The sequence below is a fragment of the Aeromonas salmonicida subsp. salmonicida genome (assembly GCF_001643305.1).
Lineage (GTDB): Bacteria > Pseudomonadota > Gammaproteobacteria > Enterobacterales > Aeromonadaceae > Aeromonas > Aeromonas salmonicida.
Genome location: NZ_LSGW01000066.1, coordinates 113,551 through 136,042, shown reverse-complemented (window position 1 = coordinate 136,042; position 22,492 = coordinate 113,551). Strand labels below are relative to the sequence as shown.

Sequence of the window (22,492 nt, the reverse complement as noted above, 5' to 3'; positions counted from 1 at the left end):
CCAATATCCTTTGGACGGCAAACGAGGGAGCGAAAACTGTCTTGTACCAAGTATGGAGTATCCACCTCCTGGGGCGGCAACTGAATCACTTCCATAAAAAACAAGGGGCCCAGGGCCCCTTGTTTCATGACTGCTGTGATTATTTTACCAACAGCGGCGCCAAAAAGCGCGCCGTATGAGAATCCTCACAACGGCTGATCTGCTCCGGCGTGCCCGTCACCAGAATGCGACCGCCGCCAGCGCCCCCCTCGGGTCCCAGATCGACGATCCAGTCGGCGGTTTTGATGACGTCCAGATTGTGCTCGATGATAACGATGGTATTGCCGCGATCCCGCAGTTGATGCAATACCTTGAGCAGCTGCTGGATATCGTGGAAGTGCAGCCCTGTAGTCGGTTCATCCAGGATATAGAGGGTCTGGCCGGTGTCACGCTTGGAGAGCTCGCGCGCCAGCTTGACCCGCTGCGCCTCGCCGCCGGAGAGCGTCGTCGCTGACTGACCAAGGCGAATGTAAGAGAGACCCACATCCATCAAGGTTTGCAGTTTGCGCGCCACTGCCGGTACCGGATCGAAGAAGGCACGCGCGTCCTCCACCGTCATGTCCAGTATTTCGTGGATGTTCTTGCCCTTGTACTTCACCTCCAGGGTCTCGCGATTGTAACGCTTGCCCTTGCAGACATCGCATGGCACGTAAACGTCCGGCAGGAAGTGCATTTCCACCTTGATGACCCCATCCCCCTGACAGGCTTCGCAGCGACCGCCCTTGACGTTGAAGGAGAAGCGACCCGGCAGATAGCCACGGGAGCGCGCCTCCTGCGTGCCGGAAAGCAGCTCGCGGATCGGGGTGAACAGGCCGGTATAGGTGGCCGGGTTGGAGCGCGGGGTACGACCGATGGGGCTCTGGTCGATATCCACCACCTTGTCCAGGTGCTCCAGTCCCTCGACACTGCGATAGGGCGCCGGGGTCGACTCGGTCGCCTTGTTGAGCTCGCGGTGGGCAATGCGGAACAGGGTGTCGTTGATCAGGGTCGACTTGCCGGAGCCGGAAACACCGGTGACGCAGGTCATCACCCCGAGAGGCAGATCCAGATTGACGTTGCACAGGTTGTTGCCGCTCGCGCCTTTGAGTTTCAACCACTTGCCAGTGAGCGCCGTACGCTCGGCAGGAATGGCAATCCGCTTGCGGCCAGAGAGATAGTCACCGGTCAGCGAATCCGGGTTGTCGATGATCTGCTGGGGTGTCCCCTGGGCCACGATATTACCGCCGTGCACCCCGGCCCCGGGGCCTATGTCGAGCACGTGGTCAGCCAAGCGAATGGCATCCTCGTCGTGCTCCACCACGATGACGGTGTTGCCCAGATCGCGCAGATGGATGAGGGTCGTGAGCAGCCGCTCGTTATCACGCTGGTGCAGGCCGATGGAAGGTTCATCCAGCACATACATGACCCCAACCAGGCCGGCACCGATCTGGCTCGCCAGCCGGATGCGCTGGGCTTCCCCGCCGGAGAGGGTTTCTGCACTGCGTGAGAGACTCAAATAGTTGAGGCCGACATTCACCAGAAAACCCAGCCGTTCGACGATCTCTTTCAGGATCTTCTCGGCGATCTGGGCGCGCTGGCCAGTCAGGCTCAGTCCCTCGAAGAAGGCCAGCGCATCACCGATGGACTGTTCGGCAATGGCGGACAGATTGCGGTTGTCCACGAATACGTGGCGCGCCTCTTCCCGCAGTCGACTGCCGCCGCAACTGGTACAGGATTTGTTGGCGATGTACTTGGAGAGCTCTTCCCGTACCGAGTTGGACTCGGTTTCACGGTAGCGGCGCTCCATGTTGTGCAGGATCCCCTCGAACGGATGCTTGCGCACCACAACGTCACCGCGATCGTTCATGTAACGGAACTCGACCTCGGTACGGCCCGAGCCACGCAGGATCACCTCCTGGGTTTTGAGGGGCAGATCTTCCCACGCGGCCTCCAGATCGAACTTGTAGTGATCGGAGAGGGATTTGAGCATCTGGAAGTAATAGAAACTGCGCCTGTCCCAGCCACGAATGGCGCCGTTGGCCAGACTGATGGAAGGGTCATGGATCACCTTGGCCGGATCGAAGTATTGCTGTACCCCGAGCCCATCACAGGTGGGGCAGGCACCGGCCGGATTGTTGAAGGAGAAGATGCGCGGCTCCAGCTCCGACATGGAGTAGCCACACTCGGGGCAGGCGAAGTTGGCAGAGAAGGTCATGGGCCCAACCCCCTCCTCCCCATCCATGGGCACCACCTGCACGATACCGCCCGAAAGGGTCAATGCCGTCTCGAACGATTCGGCCAGCCGCAACGCAAGGTCATCGCGTACCTTGAAGCGGTCCACCACCACTTCTATGGTGTGCTTCTTGTGCAGTTCCAGGGTGGGTGGATCCGAGAGATCGCACACCTCGCCATCGATACGGGCCCGGATATAGCCCTGGGCCGCCAGATTCTCCAGCAACTTGGTGTGCTCACCCTTGCGATCCCGTACCACCGGGGCCAGCAGCATCAGTTTGCTGCCCTCCGGCTGGGCCAGCACCTGATCCACCATCTGGCTGATGGTCTGGGCGGCGAGCGGGATGGCATGAGTCGGGCAGCGGGGCTCACCTACCCGCGCAAAAAGCAGACGCAGGTAGTCATAAATTTCGGTGATGGTGCCAACGGTCGAGCGCGGGTTGTGAGAGGTGGACTTCTGCTCGATGGAGATGGCAGGGGAGAGCCCCTCTATATGATCCACATCCGGTTTCTCCATCAGGGAGAGAAACTGGCGGGCATAGGCAGATAACGACTCCACATAGCGACGCTGCCCTTCGGCATAAAGGGTATCGAACGCCAGGGAAGACTTGCCTGAACCGGAGAGGCCGGTAACCACGATCAGCTTGTCGCGGGGCAGGGTCAGATTGATGTTCTTGAGGTTATGGGTGCGAGCACCCCGGACCACTATCTTTTCCATCTTGTTGCACGCTCGATACACAAATCAGAGCGAATCAGTATGGCATAGAGACTACTGGATGAATAGACAGGTTTTATCCATCATCTCCATCGATTTCAGAGATATTCTTTGGCCCAGCTCACCGCCTGCAACCGGTTCCTGACGTTCAATTTCTTGAAGACGTTATAGAGGTGGGACTTGATGGTGTGCTCGCTCACAAACAGGCTGTCGGCAATCTCGGTATTGGAGGCACCCGTCATCAGGTAGCGGATGATCTCCTGCTCGCGCGCAGTCAGCAGCGTCTGGTTGCGCAGGTGATGTTCTCCCCCCTTGCGGTAGTAGTTGACCAGATCGCACAGCAAATGGCGCGGGATCCAGTACTCCCCCTGCAACACCTTGCGAATGCCGAGCACCAGCCGATCCTGGCGGAAGAAGAGTCCGCTGGTGTGAGGCCACATCAGCAACAACTCGCGATCTGTGCTGGTCGGGGCATTGAGCAATATCGTGTTGGCTTCCCCGAAGCGACTGGAGATCTCCCTCGGCCACCCACTCTGCTGGCTCGACTTGAGGTAATCCAGATCGACCAGAAATAATGGGTGTGACTCTCGCCCATCCAGCAGGATGGGGAGTGCCAGCTGCTCAGCCAGATAGCTCTGAAAACTGGTCGCCTGCACATTATTTTCAGTCACCAGTACGACTATGGTGTATGGGGTGGTCATGAAGAGCACGTCCTTGAACATTCAGGCCATGGTTTTTTTGGCAGCAGAGAGTACCAAGCCCCCCAAACGCTGCAGCATTAAAAAAGCATTAGACGCCAGTGTGCCTCTTTTGAAACTCACCAATTTCCCAAGCAATACAAATGACTAGCCATGCCCCCCCATTTGGGTGGAATACTGGCACTGTGCCTGACAAAGAGTGTCACAGTGCAATCGGGATCCGTTTTGCTACGTTTGCTCAGGCCATCCAGCCCTGCTCGCTTGCTGGTCATGGTCGGCCTCGTGTAAGTTAATCCTTCGGTCCATGCTCCGGGTGGAGGATGACAGGGCAGGAAGATGTGCGCTCGTTCACGCCAACTGTTATTATTGCGGCCAAAATCTGAAAGCGGAACATTGGCCAGCTGGCCGACTGAACCGGGTTCAGTCATCGCATGATGTGTCAGTGTCGCCAAGCGATGCTGCCTATCTCGCAGAAAACAAACGATATGTTGAATTGGTCCGGGCATATGGCCTGGCCGGTATATAAAGGGTGGAAGAGAGATTATGGCCAGTCGAGGCATCAATAAAGTCATTCTGATCGGTAACCTGGGACAAGACCCGGAAGTACGCTACATGCCGAGTGGCGGTGCCGTGACCAATATCACCCTGGCCACCTCTGAAACCTGGCGCGACAAGCAGACCGGTGAGCAGAAAGAGCGTACCGAATGGCACCGTGTGGTATTCATGGGCAAGCTGGCCGAAGTGGCTGGTGAGTACCTGAAGAAGGGCTCCCAGGTCTATGTCGAAGGGAAACTGCAGACTCGCAAATGGCAGGATCAAGGTGGCCAAGAGCGTTATACCACCGAAGTGCTGGTAGACAGCTTCAGTGGCGTGATGCAGATGCTGGGTGGTCGCCCGCAAGGTGGCGCAGGCCAAAACATGGGTGGCCAACCTCAAGCGCAAGGCAACTGGGGTCAACCGCAACAAGGCATGCCAGCCCAGCAGCCGGTAAACCAGGCTCGTCCTGCCGCCGCACCGCAGCAGAACATGCAGCAGCCACAAGGCGGTTATGGTCGTCCGGCCCAGCAGCCCCAGTCAGCACCGCCTGTCTACAACGAGCCGCCGATGGACTTCGACGACGATATCCCGTTCTAATCGGCAATGAATCCCGAGAGGCCCTGTTCATGCAGGGCCTTTTTTTACCTGTTATTGACGCAGGCACGGCATGCGGTGCTATTCCTGTGTGAATGTGGCCGTTATTTCCACGTGTCACAGGCCGTCTTGGGATTATGCTCAGGGCGACTCGTTTGCCAGAGAGAACTCATGGTGTTTCTGCATCGCACGCTACTGCTCACCATTTGTCTGACCGCCGCCATGGTGGCCCCCCGGCTATTTGCCGCCGAACTGCTGCGGGTGGGCGTCAGCTTCGCCATCCCCCCCTATGTGATCGAGGAAGAGGGACGCGGGATCGAGCTCGACCTGTTTAAAGAGGCCTTTCGCGACAGTGGCTATGAGCCCCGCTTTGAATATCTGCCGCTGGAACGCACTTTCCGGATGCTGGAGTCCGGCAAGCTTGACGCCATCATCAACGTCAAGCCCGGCATGCTGAACAATGTCTTCCTGTCACAGCCCGTGATTGCCTTCCATAACCGGGTGTTCACCCTCGGCAAGACTCACATCAGCACACTGGACGATATGAAAACCCTGAGAGTCAGCGCCTTTCAGCGGGCTCGCCAGATACTGGGAGGTGCCTTTGCCAGCATGGCGGATCAAAATCCCCGCTATGAAGAGGTCGCCAAACAACAGGGGCAGGTTCACAGACTGATGCTGGGGCGGGTGGATGCAGTGATCCTGGAGCAGCGGGTGTTTTACTACTATCTGGCAGAGCTGGCCGACAGCAAATATGGCGCCGAGCTCTATGCTAGTGGCCGGGTCAGGCAATATGACCTGTTTGCGCCAACCCATTACCATTTCGCCTTTCGTCAGGTGGAGCTGCAACGCAGGTTCGATCGCCAACTGGATGCCATGCGAGCCGACGGACGCTATCGGAAGATCTTCGAGGCCTACGGCGCCACACCATAAGGCAAAAACATAAAAGCCAGCCTGTGAAAGGCTGGCTTGATACTGGCTCCAGAGGAACTACAGCGTGGAGGAGCGTTACTTTATAGCGCTGCCATTTTTCAGGTCTGCTTTCTGACGTTTGGCGTCGCGCTTCTCTTTCAGTGACATCTGCGGTTTTTTCTTGGCATCTTTGCCGTTGTGATGTTCTTTGTTACTCATCATCAAACTCCAAAAATGTTACCCAGACAGTTGGAACCCAGGTTCCAGCATGCCATCCGAATCGTAGACTTCAGTAGTACGCTTTCAGTGACGACCGATTGATCGCACTCACTCCAGCATACCCCCAATGTTGCGCAAGAATCCACCCTCATCAGCCAGGGTTCGTCCTGAGTCACACCTCCACCACGGCCCAGATCGGATACCTGATGGCATGAAAGGCCAAAAAACCTGAGTATGCCTGATAAAATTCGCCTCCCCTGACATATTCCCTCACGAATCGAAATAAATCACCAAATCAAAAACAACTATTCTTTAAATAAGAAAAGGTAATTTAGATAAGCATTCTCACTACCGTCAGAAACAAAATATTACAACCTGAATAGGCGGTTTTATTTTCAAACTGATATTATCCCGACTTATTTTAATAATTATGTTCCCGAGAATAAGGACATCCTATGACCAGAAAAACGAGAGCCGCGCTGGTCTCCGTTTGCTCAAACATCACACTGATTATCATGAAGATATTCGCTGGCATTCTGAGTGGCTCAGTCAGTATTATTTCGGAGGCCATTCACTCGGCAATGGACCTGGTGGCGGCTCTCATCGCCCTGTTTGCAGTATGCAGGTCAGATATTCCCCCCGATCAACGCCATCCTTATGGACATGACAAAATAGAAAACGTCTCCGGCGTGATCGAAGCTTTGCTGATCCTGCTGGCCGCTGGCTGGATCATCTTCGAAGCTATCGGCAAGTTGATTACACCAACGCTGATCGAAAGCGTGGGTTTTGGCGTACTGGTCATGCTGATCTCGGCGCTGGTCAACAGCGGCGTCTCCACCTATCTGTATCGGGTGGCGAAAGAGGAAGAATCCGTTGCCCTGGCAGCTGATGCCCTGCACCTCAAGGCAGACGTGTTGACCTCCCTCGGGGTGGCTGTCGGTCTGTCGGGTATCTGGCTCGCCACCGGGCTGGGTTACAACCTCTATCTGCTCGACCCCATAGTCGCCATCTGCGTGGCGCTCTTCATTCTCAGAGAAGCAATATCCATGCTTGACCAGGCTTTTCAACCACTGCTGGACCACAGCATGAACGAGGAGGAGCTGGCCATGACGACCCGAGTGATCGAACAGTGCTGCCCGGAGCATGGGGGCTTTCACGCCCTGCGCAGTCGCCAGGCCGGACGCCGTCGTCACATCGATTTCCATCTGACCTTGCCCAAGGAGATGAGCATCGAACACTCCCACGCCATCTGCGATCGGATAGAAGAAGGCATAATGCGTCACATACCTCATGCCATAGTGCTGATCCATGTCGAACCGAGCGGCCACAGCTGAGAGATATACCAGACAAACCGGGACATGCAAGAAATCTGCAGTGAACTGGCAGATAAATGACTGAGAAAAGTGCAGAACCGGCTCTTTTATGCCAGCAGAGCGGATTGCATAAGAAATAGTCGGTGAAAATGTGTTAATGTATTCCACCCCCCAGCCGCCCCAGGAGCGCGCCGTGAAAAAGTTGGAAATGAAAGACCTCACCGAAGCCGAAAAGGCCGAGATAACCCTGTTGCTCCAAAAAGCCCAGGCCAATGCTGATCATCAGCTGACCAACGCAGAACGTAACAGGATCCGTGAGGAAGGCCGGCTTAAAATCGTGGCAGATCGTGCAGAGGCGGCTAAGGTGGCTTCTAAACTGGCTCGGGAAAAGGCCAAAGAACGGGCCAGAAATCAGGTACTGCCAGAAACCTTCAGCTGGATCGACTCCGTCAGCAACAAGTTTCGCAGCAAGCGCTGAGTTAGCGCTGTGTTGATGAACGCCCATCCACACCAGACCGGTGTGGGTGGCGTTTTCCGCTTAGGGTTGTGATACCCGACTGCGTAGATGTTTTCGAGGTGAACAATACCCTAAGGCGCTGTGCGGGGGATGCTCGTTGTAATGCTGGAACGTGATTGCCAAATTGGGTGATGCCTCCGATCGGTTGATGCAGTGAGGTGGGTTCTTTTGAGGCTTCTTCATTCATGGCATCCATCACCATTCACTGTCCTCGTTGCAACTCCGACCACGTATATCGCCATGGTAAGACTCCTGCCGGTAACATTCGCTATCGTTGTCCAGCCTGCCCCCACGTTTTTCAGCTCACCTACACCTATGAGGCCCGTAACCCGGCGTCAAAGAGAAGATTGTTGATATGGCGTTCAACGGGGCTGGTGTCCGTGATACTGCTCGCGCTCTCAACATTGGCATTAACACCGTCCTGCGCGCCCTAAAGAACTCGTCCCAAGGCAAGTAACCTCCGAAAAGGTAGTGCTGGATGATGTCGCGCTTATCTGTAAACGCGATGAGCAATGGACGTATGTAGGTAATAAAGATAATCGCCATTGGCTTTGGTATGCCTTTGATACCAAAAGAAAACGTGTTGTTGCCTACACCTCCGGCCCGCGCAACGATGAAACATGCCGTAAATTGCTGAGCCTGCTTGCCCCTTTTCAGCTTGGCTTTATCACCAGTGATAACTGGGATAGCTACGCCAGAGAAGTCCCCTGCAAGATACATCTGACTGGGAAAATCTTCATGCAACGTATCGAGCGTAACAACCTGACGCTCAGAACGCGCCTTAAGCGACTAGCTCGCAAAACCATCTGCTTTTCTGGCTCTGTTGAGCTACACGAGAAAGTCATCGGCGCCTTCATCGACAAGCATCACTTCAACTGATTGGAGGCATCACCCCATCGCCATCTTCAAACAGGCCGAAGCAGGTTCATCTATGCCGACACTCTACCGCGACATGGCATCAGTACCGCCACCTTCTACAAGTGGCGGTCCAAATTTGGAAGGATGGTTGCTTCCCTCCCTCATGGCTCGCTTCAAGGAGTTAGAGGACGAAAACAGCCGGAGAGGCAACCGCGTTAGCTCGCGTGAAAGAGCCAGCAGGAGGCTTGAGAGGTGCACATAAAGAAAAGGGGACGGCAGTTGCCGTCCCCTCAAGTCATCTAGTCCAGTCCATGAACTGCAATGCTCCCTGCGATCCCTGACTTTATCCTGATCCTTCGGAATATCCCCTTCCCAATCCGTTGAGGTGTCCTGTGACCATCCTGGTCTGGCAATCGTTCCTGATTGCTGCACTCTCTCCATCCTGGAGGTGTCCCTTACCACATCCTGTGGTGTTCCTTGCGCCGTCCTGGCAGATAACCATCCGGGCTATCTCGCTTCATCCTGAAGCTGTCCTGCTCGCATCCGGCGAGGTCCTGTTCTTCCTGAAGAGCGGTAATCCCTGCTGCTCTGCCTCATCCTGAGGTATCCCTGACCACGTCCTGTAGGTTATTCCCTGTTTATGCGCTGTTCCTGCATCCTGCCGAACCAGCTTCGTCCTTGTGAGACACATATTAAGGGAAGCGTACAGAGGAACAAGGGAGGCCATGCTGTTATCTCTGTGACTCAGCCTGATCCAATTTAGCCATTAACAATATAAAGTTATATTAATCATATATTTAGTTTGTTTCATGGGAAAGGATATGGATTCAAAGATGGCTTCGCGTACGGTGCAACACAGTGGCCTCTTACAGCCGCTATGGCGGATCTCTCACACGAAAAAACAGGGGGAAAACGATGGTACAAAACGACTCAATTCAGCAGGCAAGGGTTCAAAATTAGTTGAATAGATATGCTTGAAAAGAATACAAAAAGCCGAGGCTGAGCTCGGCTTTTTGGGATTAGCTAACCCGGCTGCCTGGTGTCGGGTATGCCTTGCGCAGTGACTCTGGCGCCAGCACTTCCAGGTTGCCGCTCATGTTATTGAGCCAGGTGCGAAATTCAGGGGTGTCCTGGACTTCGGTCTCCACCACGACACTGCGCTTGTCATAGCGAGTCATGCGTGGGTTGTGGCCCGGGATCTGGCCATCAACCAGGGTCGGGCAGTTTGCATCAATGCGACCGACAAAGCGGATTGGACCGCTGACGTCCTGGTAGCCCTGGTCACGGATCAGCTTCTGGATATTGAAATCCTTCGGCTGGGTTGCGCTGAAGTTGGTCAGTTCCACGCCCTTGATGTGATCGAACGGGATGCCGTATACCTTGGGATCCAGCTCGGACAAAGTACAGAGCAGGGTCGGACCATCGGCCTGATTCAGGATGCCGAGCGGATTGATGCGGTCATAGCAGAGCCATACAGTACGCTCCTTGATGACGCGCTGTATCTCGGCGCTGAACTTGCGACCACGCCAGAGGGCATCGCGGATCAGGGTGCTGCGACGGATCTCCGGGTTGCCGGCAAACGGACGCGGTGACTGATGTACGCTCTCGAGCCAGCGTTCGGCCAGTTCGCTCTGGCTGTCGCGAATCACCTGGCTGGCCTTGTCGATCAGCGGATTCAATTCGGTCAGCACGCTTGCCGGTAGCAGTTGGCTTGCCTGATCACTCCATGTTTTCAGGGCCACCGCCAGCGACAACGGCATGATATTGGCGAAGTCGTTGAGGCCATGGCGCTCAAAGCACCAGCCGTGGGGTTTGCTGCGCTCATCCGAGGTGAGGTCGAACAACCCCATGCCGGACATCTCTTCCAGGTCCCGTTGCACGGTACGCAGACTGACATGGATACCTTCCTCTTCCAGTTTTACCTGAAGTTGGCTGGCGGTCAGCTTGTAAGGGCGGTGCGGGATGCAACGCGCCAAGGTCAGTTGTCGTAACAGCTTCTTACTCATGGTGCATGCCTTCACTGGTTTAGCGTTGAGTGTATCCTAGCCATGGCATGCGACAGTCTATGTCGCAAGTTTTGCTGCGACAACTGTCGCCATTTTCATACAAACGTCATTAACTACATGATATTAAATATGATTACTGTTTTAGTGGGTGGCAATTGAGGCTTTTAATTGATGAAAAAATCGCAAATTAAAGTGCTGTCTTGCGGTTTTTAGGGAGAAGAAAAAATAGAAATCACGTTAAAGGGCAGAAGATGATGTGGAGGGAATGGCTTCCCCCCACCAGATGGACATTCTCGTCAAGCCAACCAGGACCAGGCCGATTTGGTCATGGCGGCTCCCACCATGTAACCAAACACCGCCAGTGCGGCGACACCCGCCATAAGCTTCTGGCTGCGAGCAGGCCGTTTTAACGCCATGACACCGAGCCCTATGTAGACCACCAGGGCGATCAGCTTGGCCATCAGCCAGGGTTGCTGGCTTGGGCTCATCTGCAACGTGACAGCCAGCAGCACCCCGAACAGCAGCAAGAAGGTGTCGTTGACATGGGGTGCTATCTTCAGCCAGCGCTGTTGCAGACGCGGGCTGGCGTTGAGAGAAAGCATCCAGCGATAGACAAACAGCAGCAGGCTGACGATGGCGAGGGTCATGTGCAGGTGTTTGAGCAGAGGATAATAGGCAATCATATTGCTTCCTTGTCGTTGTCGGGCAGACCGCTGTTCCAGTTGTGAGCGTGAATACGCTCTTGTCCTTCCTGATCGTCTTGCAACAGATCGGAAAGGATGTCCCTGTATTGCAGGCTCTTGTTGATGTAGGTGTGTTCGTCGTCCAAGTAATTGGCCTGCTCCCGCAGCAACCAGTTGTCGTGTTGTTTGAAGGTCTGTCCCGCCCGCCAGGCCTGGTTGGCCCGAAATCCCAGCTGGGTCAGCGCTTCCACCCCCAGATCCACGGCGGAACCCAGGGTTTCCCGATGCACGCTGTCCACGCCGTGGCGCAGGATCTCGTGAGCATGGGGTCTGTCTTGGGCACGCGCCAGTATCTTAAGGTGCGGGAAGTGTTTCTTCACCATTTCAATCACCTCAAGCGAGGTGGCCGGGTCATTGATGGAGAGCACCAGCAGTTTTGCCTTGTGGGCGCCGGCGGCATGCAGCAGATCGAGCCGGCTGGCATCGCCGTAGAACACCTGATAGCCGTACCTGCGCAGCATCTCTATCTGACTGGCGTCCTGCTCCAGTATGGTTGTGCCTATGCCGTGGCCGTGCAGCAGGCGCCCCACTATCTGGCCGAAGCGGCCGAAGCCGGCGATGATGACGGGGTGCTCCACCAATTCAGGTTGCTCGTGCTGCGGCGAATCGCTGTGGGTACGGTAATCGAACCAGGGCTGGATCACCCGATCGTTGAGGATCAGCAAGAGCGGCGTCAGCGCCATGGAGAGGGCCACCACCAGGGTGAGCAGCGATATGGTGTCGCCTGGCAGCACCTTGTTCTGGGAGGCAAACGAGAAGAGCACAAAGGCAAACTCGCCACCCTGTGCCAGCGCCAGCCCGAAGGTCCAGCGCTGGTTGGGCGAGATACGAATGACAAAGCCGAGCGCCATCAGCACCAGCCATTTCAATGCCATCAGGCCGATCACCAGCGCCGGGATGAGAAAGGGGTGTTCGGCAAACAGGCTGAAGTTGATTCCGGCGCCCACCGACATGAAGAAGAGGCCGAGCAGCAAGCCCTTGAACGGCTCTATGTCCGCCTCCAGCTCGTGGCGATATTCGCTGTCGGCCAGCACCACACCGGCGAGGAAGGAGCCAAGGGCAGGGGAGAGTCCCACCGACTCCATCAGCACTGCGATGGCGATCACCAGCAGCAGGGCGGCGGCGACGAAGATCTCCCGCATGTGGGACTGGGCGATGGCGCGAAACACCGGCCGCATCAGGTAGTGGCCACCCAGTACTATGCCGGAGATGGCCGCGACCACCAGCAGGCCGTGTTGCCAGCCAGCCAGCTCCGCACTGCCATTGCTGGCCACCGGTGCTATGGCGAGCAGCGGCAGGATCGCCAGTATGGGAATGACGGCAATGTCCTGAAACAACAGCACCGCAAAGGCGGATCGACCGCTTTCGCTCTGCATCAGTTTGCGCTCCTGCAGGCTCTGCAACACTATGGCAGTGGAGGAGAGCGCCAGGATGAGGCCGATGCCCAGTCCCTGCTGCCAGGGCAGTCCGATGAGATATGCCACGCCAGTCAGGGCACCTGTGGTGAGCAGCACCTGCAGGCCGCCGGTGCCGAGTATGGGCCCCTTCAGCTGCCACAAGAGGGCAGGGCGCAGCTCCAGCCCGACCAGAAACAGCATCAGCACTACCCCGAACTCGGCGAAGTGCATCACATCCTTCTGCTCCCCCACCAGCCCCAGCAGGAAGGGACCTATGATGATGCCTGCCAGCAGGTAGCCAAGCACAGAGCCCAGCCCCCAGCGTTTGGCCAGCGGCACGGCGATCACCGCCGCCGAGAGGTAGATAAGCGCATCAAACAGTAATCCGTGACCCATCAGCCAGCCCTCCGTTTAAACATCTGGTCAGGCTCATGGGGTCGGCCAAATAGCTGCCCGTGTTTCATGAGAGCCCCTCCAGCAGATCCCGCAGATAAGATTGCCCCGCGAGCTGATCGGGGGTCAGTTGCTCGTCGCGCAGGGCACACAACAGCTGGCGATAATCCTGGCCACAGCGACGCAATGCCTCCGGATCCTTGATCTTGTGAAAGGAGTGGAGCACGAACGGGGGCAGCCAGGTCATGCCGCACAGTTGTGCCGTTTGCTGGAACGGCAGCAAAAAGTCGAGCAGTGGGCGACTGTTGTAGCCTGCGCTGCAATAGGACTCTGGGGCGCCACCCGTGGTGATGGCACTCAGCCACTGCTTGCCATTGAGGGCATGGGCCTCGGGACCGTAGGCATAGCCGTATTCCAGCACTAGGTCCATCCACTCCTTCATGATGGCGGGGCAGGAGTACCAGTAGAAGGGGTGTTGAAAGACGATGATATCGTGTTCCGACAGCAGGGCCTGTTCCTGTTTTACATTGATGAACATGTCCGGGTAGTGCTGATAGAGGTCGTGAACTGTGACGCCCTCCAGCTCTTCGATAGCCTGCAACAGCTGCTTGTTGGCTCTTGAGCTCTGCAGGGCCGGGTGTGAAAAGATAACCAGAATGCGTTTCATGGGGTCATAACCTGAAGACTGAGCCTGGTACTGGCAAAAACCAGTACTGGCGAAAAGAAGATGCATTGAGCGGTGACGTTATCAAGAAGTGCCATGGCCCGCCAGTTCCGGGATCAGGTCCCGTTACGCCAGACGCGGGGATCCGTGGGTGAATCGCGCCCCGCCATACTACTTACATCCCGCGAACCATAGAGGGGAGGGCTTGACCCTCCCCCTGGGCCAGAGGTTACCATAGGACTCTTCTGCTTAATGAGTCATGTCATGGTTCTGACCCGTCGCCAACTCGCTCGCGCCCGCCGCTGGCTCCCCTTGTGGAGTCTGCTGATGGTGCTGATGTCGTTTGGCAGCCGGGCGGCGACCGATCTCTGTACGCTGACCCCCCATTGCAGCCAGAGCGAGCGTACCCTGGAGAAAGCCATGCCGTGTGGCAGCTTTACTGCGGCGCTCGCCATGACGGTGCTCACCAGCGACAGCCTGACGGTGGCCGTGCTGGAGCCTGACAGGCCTGAGTTTATTGCCCCCTCCCTGTATACGCCGGATGCGCCGCCCGAGCGGCTGGAACGTCCTCCCCGTCATCCCGGTTGAGTCGAGTTTCCCCATTTTTTGGGTATTTCTTCTTATCCGAGGTGAGTCATGTACAAGTCCCTGTTACTGGCCCTGCTGGCCGGCAGTGTCAGCTTCTCCGCCCTGGCTGCGGAGCGGATGACTGTCTACAAGTCCCAGTATTGCGGCTGCTGCAAGACCTGGATCAAGCACATGGAAGAGAACGGCTTTGAGATCAAGGTCGTCGAAACCGAGCAGCTTGAACCCATCAAGCAGCAGTACGGCATCACTCCGCAGCTGGCGTCCTGCCACACGGGTGTGGTCAACGGCTATGTGGTGGAGGGACATGTACCCGCTGCCGACGTGCAGAAGCTGCTCAAGGAAAAACCGGCGATCCGCGGCCTGACCATTCCGGGCATGCCCCAGAGTGCGCCAGGCATGGATATACCGGGTCAGCCCTATCAGGTGCTGAGCATCAGTCATGAGGGCGCGACCAAGACTTGGTCGAGCTATCCCGGCTGACGCAAACTGGTCATGAGCAGACACAACTCCATCATGTGAGGCACACCTGAGCGAATCCGTGTCGCTCATGGTTAGGTTTGAGGGCCACTGTCGCGAGACAGTGGCCCTTTTACGTGTTCTGGCGGGTTTTGCGCTGATAACTTGCAACTGGGGGCGACAAGGGGCAGATTGTTGGCCACACCAAGGAGCCAAGGCTCAGGTTTGCCAACCCTTTTAAAGCGCAAAGGATGCGAGATGTTCACCTTTTCCCGAGGGCTTCTGCTGCTGGCTTGTCTGGCCGCTGTCCCCTGTTCATATGCCAATGATGAGTCCGCCATGCCCACAAGTGACACCCTGATCCAGCCTCCCGTGGCCGCCAAACATCCTCATACCATCAAAAAACACGGGGATGCCCGGGTCGACAACTACTACTGGCTGCGGGATGACGAGCGCCAGAATCCCGAGATGCTGGCCTACCTCAAGGCTGAAAACGCCTATACCGATGCCATGCTCAAGCCGACCCAGCCGCTGCGCGATCAACTCTACAAAGAGATGGTGGCTCGCATTCCCCAGCAGGATGAGTCGGTTCCCTATGTGAAGAATGGCTACCGTTACCAGACCCGCTATGAGCCGGGCAAGGAGTACGGCATCTACTCCCGCACCAAGGTCGGGGAGAAGCACGCCGATGTGATGCTCGACAGCAACCAGCGCGCCGAAGGGCACGAGTTCTACGCCCTGGGCGCCCTGGAGGTGAGCCGCAATAACCGCTGGCTGGCGGTGGCGGAAGATTTCCTCTCTCGTCGTCAGTACCAGATCCAGTTCCTCGATCTGGAGAGTGGCCAATGGGCCAGCGACAAGTTGGAAAATACCTCCGGCAATCTGGTATGGGCCAACGACAGCAAGACGGTGTTCTACGTGCGCAAGCATCCCAAGACACTGCTCCCCTATCAGGTCTATCGCCACGAGCTTGGCTCGGATCCGGCGAAAGATGCCCTGGTGTATGAGGAAAAAGACGACACCTTCTACGTCAGCCTCTATGCCACCACCTCGGAAGACTTCATCGTCATCGCCCTTTCCAGCACCACAACGGGCGAGGCGCGTCTCATCGACGCCAACGTGCCGACCCAGGCGCCGCGTCTGTTCCTGCCCCGTCAGGTGGATCACGAATACAGCCTGGATCACTATCGTGGCCGCTTCTATGTGCGTTCCAACAAGGACGGCAAGAATTTCGGCTTGTACGAGACCAAAGAGAGCCCGGTCGATCGCTGGAAATCTGTGATAGCCCCCAACCCGGACGTGCTGCTGGAGAGCTACGCCCTGTTCAAGGAGTGGCTGGTGCTGGAGGAGCGCAACCAGGGCCTGACCCGACTGCGCCAGATCAACTGGCAGAGCGGCGAGGAGAAGGAGATCGCCTTCGACGATCCCGCCTATGTCACCTGGCTTGCCTACAACCCGGAGCCGGATACCAGCGCCCTGCGCTATGGCTACTCTTCCATGACCACCCCCGCATCCACCTATGAGCTGGATATGACGAGTGGCAAGCGCACCCTGCTCAAGCAGCAGCCGGTGGCGGGCTTCAAAGCACAACTGTATGCCAGTGAGAGGCTCTGGATCACGGCCCGTGACGGCGTGTCCGTACCGGTGTCACTGGTCTATCGCAAGGACAAGTTCAAGAAAAACGGCCACAACCCGCTGCTGGTGTACGGCTACGGCTCTTACGGTGCCAGCATGGATCCCGACTTCAGCACCGCCCGTCTGAGCTTGCTGGACAGAGGCTTCGTCTATGCCATCGCCCATATTCGAGGGGGCGAGGAGCTGGGCCGTCACTGGTATGAAGATGGCAAGCTGCTGAAAAAACAGAATACCTTCAACGACTTCATCGACGTCACTGAGGCGCTGGTGGCGCAAGGGTATGGCGCCAAAGATCAGGTCTATGCCATGGGCGGCAGTGCCGGTGGCCTGCTGATGGGGGCCGTCATCAACCAGGCTCCCCAGCTTTATCGCGGCGTGGTCGCCCAGGTGCCGTTCGTGGATGTGGTCACTACCATGCTGGATGAGTCGATCCCCCTCACCACGGGGGAGTACGACGAGTGGGGCAACCCGAACCAGAAGCGTTACTACGACTACATGAAGGCTTATAGCCCCTACGATCAGGTCAAGGCACAGGCCTATCCCAATCTGCTGGTCACCACTGGTCTGCACGACTCCCAGGTACAGTATTGGGAGCCTGCCAAGTGGGTCGCCAAACTGCGCGAGATGAAGACGGATGATAACAAGTTGTTGCTGAATACCGACATGGATGCTGGCCACGGTGGCAAATCCGGTCGCTTCAAGGCTTACGAAGACATAGCGCTGGAATTCGCGTTTATTCTGGATCTGGCCCAAGCCGGCAGCTGAGAAAAGATGACACAGGCCCTTGCACTGCAAGGGCCACAAAAGAATCCACTGTCGGTTTGTATTGCTTTCATCAGGTAGCAGATGGAATTAATCTTTGGTAGAAAAATGAATGATCAACGTCATAATTTTCGATATTTAATTCCATCATTTTGCCATTTTGTTTGATTTGTGTTGGCGGAATGTGCTTAATCGGAGTGCTTATAACTTTTTCTTTGGCCCCTCAGGGGCCAAATTATCTTCAACTGGCACGAGGCTGGTTAACTCACCGCAGGATAGAGGGTGATTTTTGGGAATGGCGTTGCTGCCCAACCCTTTCCTTGCATGAGGCAAGTTAGGCAAACCCTGCGCAGAACAGGGCGTTGTCGTACATTCATCCGGGAATCGGATGGGATAAATCAATGAAAAGGATGGAAAACATGAAAGGATTATCCTTGGCGTGCGCCCTGTCGGCGGCTCTGGTCGGTGCATCGTTTGGCGGCCAGGTACAAGCGCAGGAGCGCTTCGTGACCATAGGTACCGGCGGCCAGACCGGCGTCTACTACGTGGCCGGCCAGTCTATCTGTCGTTTCCTCAATCGCGGCGCTGCCGATCACCAGATCAAGTGCAACGCGCCAGCCAGTGGTGGCGGTGTTGCCAACGTCAACGGCATCCGCAGCGGTGAATTCAACTTCGGCATCATGCAGTCAGATCACCAGTTCAAGGCGATGAAAGGGCTGCCCCCTTTCCAGACCGAAGGGGCCATGGATGATATCCGTGCCGTCTTCTCCCTGCAGAGCGAGGTGTTCACCATTCTGGCTCGCCGCGATGCCAAGATCGCCAGTTTTGACGATCTGAAAGGCAAGCGCGTCAACATCGGCAACCCGGGCTCGGGTCAGCGTGACACCATGGAAGAGATCATGGCGGTCAAAGGCTGGAAGAAGGGTGACTTCGCTCTGGTTTCCGAGCTGAAACTGGCGGAGCAGGCTTCTGCACTGGGTGACAACAACATCGATGCCATGAGCTACTTCGTTGGTCACCCGAACGGTGCCATCCAGGAAGCCTCCACCACCACGGATGCCGTGCTGGTGCCGGTGACCGGCGAGGCTATCGACAAGCTGTTGGCAGAGAAGAGCTACTACACCAAGGCCGAGATCCCGGGTGGCCTCTACAAGGGCAGCGACAAGCCGACCCCGTCCATCGGTGGCAAGGCTGTGCTCTCCACCAGCGCCAAGGCCGATCCGGAAGTGGTCTATCAGCTGGTGAAGTCTGTCTTTGACAACCTGGATCGCTTCAAGCGCCTGCACCCAGCCTTTGCCGACCTGAAAGAGGCCGACATGATCAAGGTAGGGCTCTCTGCACCGCTGCATGAAGGGGCTGCTCGCTACTACAAAGAGCGCGGCTGGCTCTGATTGAGGGCCCAAGGGCCTTTGTCACTCCCTCGACACCCGTTGGCTGCGCTGTTTGTGGCGGCGGGTGTCGTTTTTGTTGTACTCGTTGGCACAAGTTAACCCTATGCAAGATAAACAACTCTCTACCGAGGAACTGATCGCCCAGGATGTGGGCGCTCGTCTGCCGCTTGGCCTCATGGGCTGGCTCATTACCGCCCTGGCGCTGGCCTGGTCCCTGTTCCAGCTCTGGATCGCCTCGCCACTGCCCTTCATGCTGGGTTTTGGCGTGCTCAATGATACCGAGACCCGCGCCATTCACCTCACCTTTGCCCTGTTGCTGGCCTATCTGGTGTTTCCGGCGTTTCGTAGTTCACCCCGGGATCGAGTGCCGCTCAGCGACATGGCGCTGGGGCTGATTGCTGCCGGAGCGGCTTCTTATCTGTTCGTGATGTATGAAGCGCTGGCCCTGCGTCCTGGCAGCCTCACCACCTCGGACCTGATCACGGCCTGCATCGGCATTCCGTTGCTGCTGGAAGCGGCACGACGGGCCCTGGGCCCCGCCCTGGCGGTCATCGCCCTGCTGGAGCGGGCAGGTGCCGGCCACTACTTTATCCAGCTCGCCTTCAGCCTGCTCGGTCACCTGCGCGGCGGTCCGGCCAAGGCGGCTGTGGTGGCCTCCGCCCTGACCGGTCTCATCTCGGGTTCGTCCATCGCCAACGTGGTCACCACGGGCACCTTCACCATCCCCATGATGAAGAAGGTGGGCTTCAGTTCAGAGAAGGCTGGCGCAGTCGAGGTAGCCTCCTCGGTCAACGGCCAGATCATGCCTCCCGTGATGGGGGCAGCGGCCTTCCTGATGGTGGAGTACGTGGGCATCCCCTACGTCGAGATCATCAAGCATGCCTTCCTGCCGGCGACCATCTCCTATATAGCGCTGCTCTATATCGTCCATCTGGAGGCGCTCAAGCTGGGCATGGAGCCCATCGGCAACCATCAGCCGAAACCATGGTTGCGTCGGCTGACCGGCTTCGCGTTCGGCGCAGCCCTCATCAGCGGCCTGTCGCTGGCGGTCTACTACGGCCTGGGTTGGCTCAAACCCGTGCTGGGTGACTATGCGCTGCCGGGCATTTCGTTGCTGCTGGCTGCCACCTATGTGGGCTTGTTGAAGATAGCTGCCAGCAATGAACCGCTGGCGGCGGAAGATCCCGACAAGCCGCTGCTCGAGCTGCCCAACACCCGCAGCCGTGCTGCTCTCCGGCCTGCACTTCCTGCTGCCCGTGGTGGTACTGGTGTGGTGTCTGATGGTGGAGCGCCTCTCGCCGGGCCTGTCGGCCTTCTGGGGCACCGTCATGCTGGTCATCATACTGCTGACCCAGCGGCCGCTGCTCAACTGGCTGCGTACTGATGGCAAGCATGACTACGGCTCGCTGCTCGATGGCATGGTGGATCTGCGGGAAGGGCTGGTCGCCGGTGCCCGCAACATGATCGGTATCGGCATTGCCACCGCCACGGCGGGCATCATAGTCGGTGCTGTCTCCCAGACAGGGGTTGGCCTGGTGCTGGCGGATCTGGTGGAGTTCCTCTCCATGGGCAACTTGCTGCTGATGCTGCTGCTCACCGCCCTGCTGAGCCTGATCCTCGGTATGGGGTTGCCTACCACCGCCAACTACATAGTGGTGTCCAGCTTGCTTGCACCGGTGGTGGTGACGCTTGGTCAGCAGAACGGCCTGATAGTGCCGCTCATAGCAGTCCATCTGTTCGTGTTCTACTTCGGCATCATGGCGGACGTGACGCCGCCTGTGGGTCTGGCCTCGTTTGCGGCGGCTGCCGTTTCCAAGGGTGATCCCATCAAGACCGGCATCACGGCCTTCTACTACAGCTTGCGCACTGCGGCGTTGCCCTTCCTGTTCATCTTCAACACGGATCTGCTGCTGATCGACGTGGACTTTGCCCATGGGGTGCTGATCTTCATTGTGGCGACCATCGCCATGTTGATCTTTGCCGCTGCGACCCAGGGCTGGTTCCTGGTGAAGAGTCGATGGTACGAGAACATCTTGCTGCTGCTGGTGGCCTTCACCCTGTTCCGTCCCGGTTTCTGGATGGACATGGTGCACGATCCCTATCGCAGTACACCGCCAGCCCAGCTTGCCCAGACCATGGGTGAGGTCGAGGCGGAAAGTACGCTGCGGCTGCGGATCCAGGGTGAGGATGGGGTGGGCAAGGCTCGCCAGTCTACCCTGTTGATTGCGGTACCGGATGGCGCCAATGGTGAAGAGCGGTTGGCGAATCTGGGGCTGACGCTCTATGAGCAGGATGGCAAGCCCCTGATCGACAGCGTGACCTTCGGCAGCCCGGCGGCAGTGGCCGGCATGGAGTTTGATCAGGAGATCCTCTCCGTCAAGGCACCTACCGAGCGCTGGTCCAAGGAGCTGATGTGGTTCCCGGGCTTCCTGCTGTTCGGGCTGATCGTCTGGCTGCAACGGCGACGTGTGGTTCACCAATAAAAAGTGCTAATAAAAACGGCGCCATCAAGGCGCCGTTTTTATTTTCCCAATCGGGGCTTATTCTTGCGGATCCTGTTCCTGCAGCAGGCTCAGGGTCTGTTGTGCCAGTAAACTGAGGCCCGGCAGCTCGCATGCTAGTCCCAGACGGCACATCGTGAGGGAGGGCTAGTTTGACTGAGCCTGCTGTTGCAACTGATCCAGCGCCTGCTGTTCTTGCGGACTGAGACCAAGCTGTTCGCAGGCCTGCTCGAAGCTGATCCCCGGTTCTGGAACATCATGATATCCATATCGGGAGTGCTAGTTTGACTGAGCCTGCTGTTGCAACTGATCCAGCGCCTGCTGTTCTTGTGGACTGAGTCCAAGCTGTTCGCAGGCCTGCTCGAAGCTGATCCCCAGATGGCACATCATGATATCGATAGCGGGCAGATAGTTTTTCATTTCGTCTTCCATGGTGATCCTCCAGACCCTTCCTTATGCCCTGACCAGGGCTAGCGGGCAATTAGACTTTAGGCGTAGGCTGCTCATTTGCTGAGCTCCCCTGCCACTGGCCGAGGGAATTTGCTACTCTGCTGCCAGTCAGAAGATGTTGCCGTATGACTGCGAGCAACACGTGAGGAGCAGGGCATGTTATTGAGTTTCTTGATCATCGCATCGGGCTGGTGGCACATTCGTGCGGCCTACGGCTCAGACTCCCGTCAGTTCTATATCAGCAAGCCGCTGACCATGTTGTTCATCATAGCGCTGGCGTTTGGCTATCAGAGCGATGACCATGACGGCTCACACGCCTGGATCCTGCTCGGGCTTTGCCTGTCGCTGGCCGGGGACGTGCTGCTGATGTTGCCAAGGGATCGTTTCATTCAGGGCCTGGCGGCGTTTTTTGTCGCACACCTCTGCTACATCGTCGGCTTTGCCCAGGGCCCCCTGGTGTTGAACCTGGTGGATGGCCTCTTGCTGCTGCTGGTGGCAGGCATGGTGTTCGGCCTGCTGTGGGGCCGGTTGGGGGAGATGAAGATCCCCGTCTTCTGCTACATGCTGGTGATCATCGGCATGGCCTGGGTGGCCGCCGGTGCCTGGCACGCCTCCTTGACCGCGGGCAGTGCCGCCGCCCTGGTGGGGGCACTGATGTTCCTCTTTTCCGACAGCATGCTGGCGCTGGACAGGTTCCGGCGTCCCTTTCCTCACGCCACGGCCTGGATCATGAGCAGCTACTTCGCGGCCCAGTTTCTGATCGCAGCCTCCCTGGCGGGGTGAAGAAGAGGAGGTCTCTTTCGTCACTTGCACCTGCTCCCTCAGGCTCGGCGAGCAGATGATCACCAGCAAGAAAAATGGGCCTGTTGGCCCATTTTTTGTGTCTGTTTTTACGC

17 protein-coding genes and 3 pseudogenes are annotated in these 22,492 nt (G+C 57.3%); 12 read left to right on the top strand and 8 right to left on the bottom strand.

All coding sequences use genetic code 11. The annotated features are described in order from the left end of the window. Positions 1-139: 139 nt before the first annotated feature. Together uvrA and AXW79_RS10970 are read right to left on the bottom strand one after the other, a co-directional pair. On the bottom strand, positions 140-2,968 hold the full coding sequence (gene uvrA / locus AXW79_RS10975) for an excinuclease ABC subunit UvrA (RefSeq protein WP_005316537.1): 2,829 nt from the start codon (positions 2,966-2,968) through the stop codon (positions 140-142). A gap of 95 nt (positions 2,969-3,063) precedes the next feature. Continuing rightward, positions 3,064-3,687, bottom strand: a complete 624-nt coding sequence (locus tag AXW79_RS10970) for a LuxR C-terminal-related transcriptional regulator (RefSeq protein WP_005316534.1) — start codon at positions 3,685-3,687, stop codon at positions 3,064-3,066. Positions 3,688-4,206: 519 nt separating this feature from the next. On the opposite strand from AXW79_RS10970, the gene AXW79_RS10965 reads away from it, so the two are divergent. Further along, positions 4,207-4,797 carry a single-stranded DNA-binding protein gene (locus AXW79_RS10965; RefSeq protein ID WP_005316531.1) on the top strand — a complete coding sequence of 197 codons (591 nt, stop codon included), beginning with the start codon at positions 4,207-4,209 and terminating at the stop codon, positions 4,795-4,797. 168 nt (positions 4,798-4,965) lie between these two features. Beyond that, positions 4,966-5,724, top strand: a complete 759-nt coding sequence (locus AXW79_RS10960; RefSeq protein WP_005316528.1) for a substrate-binding periplasmic protein — start codon at positions 4,966-4,968, stop codon at positions 5,722-5,724. Between the two features lie 75 nt (positions 5,725-5,799). Here the strand turns inward: AXW79_RS10960 and AXW79_RS23965 are convergent, their stop codons facing one another. Next, the gene (locus AXW79_RS23965) at positions 5,800-5,922 is read right to left on the bottom strand and encodes a hypothetical protein (RefSeq protein WP_005316524.1); all 123 of its coding nucleotides are present in this window, start codon (positions 5,920-5,922) and stop codon (positions 5,800-5,802) included. Between the two features lie 455 nt (positions 5,923-6,377). Here AXW79_RS23965 and AXW79_RS10955 point away from each other — a divergent pair, with 455 nt between their 5' ends. The 4 genes and pseudogenes from AXW79_RS10955 to AXW79_RS22895 all read left to right on the top strand — a co-directional run. Then, entirely contained in the window at positions 6,378-7,256 is an 879-nt protein-coding gene (locus tag AXW79_RS10955; RefSeq protein WP_011899187.1) for a cation diffusion facilitator family transporter, read from the top strand. Between the two features lie 172 nt (positions 7,257-7,428). Then, positions 7,429-7,713, top strand: a complete 285-nt coding sequence (locus AXW79_RS10950) for a DUF3811 domain-containing protein (protein WP_011899186.1) — start codon at positions 7,429-7,431, stop codon at positions 7,711-7,713. A 192-nt stretch (positions 7,714-7,905) separates the two neighbouring features. Continuing rightward, positions 7,906-8,631, top strand: a pseudogene (locus tag AXW79_RS22245) (IS1 family transposase). Next, positions 8,618-8,842: pseudogene (locus AXW79_RS22895) on the top strand (transposase); the annotation flags it as partial. The pseudogenes AXW79_RS22245 and AXW79_RS22895, both read left to right, overlap by 14 nt. A gap of 787 nt (positions 8,843-9,629) precedes the next feature. On the opposite strand, the gene AXW79_RS10940 reads toward AXW79_RS22895, so the two are convergent. The 4 genes from AXW79_RS10940 to kefF all read right to left on the bottom strand — a co-directional run bounded on the left by AXW79_RS10940 (position 9,630) and on the right by kefF (position 13,816). Beyond that, positions 9,630-10,616, bottom strand: a complete 987-nt coding sequence (locus AXW79_RS10940) for a helix-turn-helix transcriptional regulator (protein WP_005316508.1) — start codon at positions 10,614-10,616, stop codon at positions 9,630-9,632. Between the two features lie 296 nt (positions 10,617-10,912). Beyond that, entirely contained in the window at positions 10,913-11,299 is a 387-nt protein-coding gene (locus tag AXW79_RS10935; protein WP_005316506.1) for a SirB2 family protein, read from the bottom strand. Then, the gene (locus AXW79_RS10930) at positions 11,296-13,152 is read right to left on the bottom strand and encodes a monovalent cation:proton antiporter-2 (CPA2) family protein (protein WP_005316504.1); all 1,857 of its coding nucleotides are present in this window, start codon (positions 13,150-13,152) and stop codon (positions 11,296-11,298) included. The genes AXW79_RS10935 and AXW79_RS10930 overlap by 4 nt, the downstream gene beginning before the upstream one ends. Positions 13,153-13,216: 64 nt before the next feature. Next, complete coding sequence (kefF, locus tag AXW79_RS10925; protein ID WP_005316502.1) at positions 13,217-13,816, bottom strand: glutathione-regulated potassium-efflux system oxidoreductase KefF; 600 nt, start codon at positions 13,814-13,816, stop codon at positions 13,217-13,219. Between the two features lie 261 nt (positions 13,817-14,077). On the opposite strand from kefF, the gene AXW79_RS10920 reads away from it, so the two are divergent. The 5 genes and pseudogenes from AXW79_RS10920 to AXW79_RS10900 all read left to right on the top strand — a co-directional run bounded on the left by AXW79_RS10920 (position 14,078) and on the right by AXW79_RS10900 (position 21,128). Then, complete coding sequence (locus tag AXW79_RS10920; protein ID WP_005316500.1) at positions 14,078-14,401, top strand: hypothetical protein; 324 nt, start codon at positions 14,078-14,080, stop codon at positions 14,399-14,401. A gap of 48 nt (positions 14,402-14,449) precedes the next feature. Further along, positions 14,450-14,881, top strand: a complete 432-nt coding sequence (locus tag AXW79_RS10915; protein ID WP_005316495.1) for a DUF411 domain-containing protein — start codon at positions 14,450-14,452, stop codon at positions 14,879-14,881. 234 nt (positions 14,882-15,115) lie between these two features. Next, positions 15,116-17,257 (top strand): S9 family peptidase, encoded by a 2,142-nt coding sequence (locus AXW79_RS10910; RefSeq protein ID WP_005316493.1) that lies wholly within the window; start codon positions 15,116-15,118, stop codon positions 17,255-17,257. A gap of 416 nt (positions 17,258-17,673) precedes the next feature. Continuing rightward, positions 17,674-18,645 carry a TAXI family TRAP transporter solute-binding subunit gene (locus AXW79_RS10905; protein ID WP_005316489.1) on the top strand — a complete coding sequence of 324 codons (972 nt, stop codon included), beginning with the start codon at positions 17,674-17,676 and terminating at the stop codon, positions 18,643-18,645. Between the two features lie 103 nt (positions 18,646-18,748). After that, positions 18,749-21,128 (top strand): annotated as a pseudogene (locus AXW79_RS10900) (TRAP transporter permease). 297 nt (positions 21,129-21,425) lie between these two features. Here AXW79_RS10900 and AXW79_RS23335 read toward each other — a convergent pair. Further along, positions 21,426-21,578 (bottom strand): hypothetical protein, encoded by a 153-nt coding sequence (locus tag AXW79_RS23335; protein ID WP_005316486.1) that lies wholly within the window; start codon positions 21,576-21,578, stop codon positions 21,426-21,428. A gap of 174 nt (positions 21,579-21,752) precedes the next feature. Here AXW79_RS23335 and AXW79_RS10895 point away from each other — a divergent pair, with 174 nt between their 5' ends. Then, positions 21,753-22,379, top strand: a complete 627-nt coding sequence (locus AXW79_RS10895; protein WP_005316484.1) for a lysoplasmalogenase — start codon at positions 21,753-21,755, stop codon at positions 22,377-22,379. Positions 22,380-22,492: the final 113 nt, after the last annotated feature.